Source organism: Streptomyces sp. BR123 (assembly GCF_013401435.1).
Taxonomy (GTDB): domain Bacteria; phylum Actinomycetota; class Actinomycetes; order Streptomycetales; family Streptomycetaceae; genus Streptomyces.
Genome location: NZ_JACBGN010000622.1, coordinates 1 through 1,080, shown reverse-complemented (window position 1 = coordinate 1,080; position 1,080 = coordinate 1). Strand labels below are relative to the sequence as shown.

Genomic DNA, 1,080 nt, shown 5'->3' with positions numbered 1-1,080 from the left:
CCCCCGGGGGTCCCCGCCACGACCTGCTCCAGGGCAAGCCCGACCCCGCCGCCTTCCCGCGGGCCGCCTGGTCCACCAGCGCCCGGCGGGCCCTCGCCCAGGCTCCCACCGAGGCCTTCGGCCCGGGAGACCCGCGGGGCCGCCCGGAGCTGCGGAGGGCGCTGGCCGCCTATCTGTCCCGGGCGCGGGGCGTACGCACCGGCCCGGAGAACATCGTCGTCTGCTCCGGCTTCGCGAACGGCCTGCGCCTCCTCGCGTCCCTGCGGCCCCGCCACTGGGCCGTGGAGGAGTACGGACTCCCCTTCCACCACGGCATCCTCGACGCCGCCGGTGTACGCCCGCATCCCGTCCCGGTGGACGAGGACGGTGCCCGTACCGATCTCGTCCCGGTCCGCGCCCGCACCCTGCTCCTCACCCCGGCCCACCAGTTCCCGACGGGTGCCCGGCTGCTGCCGGCCCGGCGGGCCGAGGCCGTGGAGTGGGCCCGCGCCACGGGCGGACTGATCGTGGAGGACGACTACGACGGCGAGTTCCGCTACGACCGCAAGCCGGTCGGCGCCGTCCAGGGCCTCGCCCCCGGGAATGCCGTCTACGCGGGCTCCCTCAGCAAGTCCCTGTCCCCCGCGGTCCGCCTCGGCTGGCTGGTCCTGCCGGACGACCTGGTCGGGCAGGTGCTCACGGCGAAGGGGCAGCGGGAATCCTGGGCCAGTGCCCTGGACCAGCTGGCGCTGGCCGACTTCATCGAATGCGGTGCGTACGACCGCCACATCCGGCGCATGCGCCAGCGCTACCGCGCCCGGCGCGACCGGCTCGCCGAAGCCCTGGCCGCCCGGGTGCCGGAGGTGGGGGTGACCGGCATCTCGGCAGGGCTCCACGCCGTGCTGGAGCTCCCGCCGGGGACCGAGCAGGCCGCCCTGGCGGCGGCCCGCACCGCGGGCCTCTCCCTGGACGGCCTCTCGTCCTACCACCACCCGTCGGCCCCGGCTCCGGCCCGCGAAGGCCTGGTCGTCGGCTACGCCGCACCCCCGGAAGCCGCCTTCGGCCGAGCGGTGGAGGCACTGGTGGGGGTGGTGCGGGGGG

At 76.9% G+C, this 1,080-nt stretch carries 1 protein-coding gene; it reads left to right on the top strand.

Going from position 1 to position 1,080, the window contains the following annotated elements:
• Window positions 1-1,080, top strand: a 1,080-nt coding sequence (locus HYE82_RS36710) for a PLP-dependent aminotransferase family protein (RefSeq protein ID WP_179178551.1), incomplete at both ends; no start/stop codon positions are given.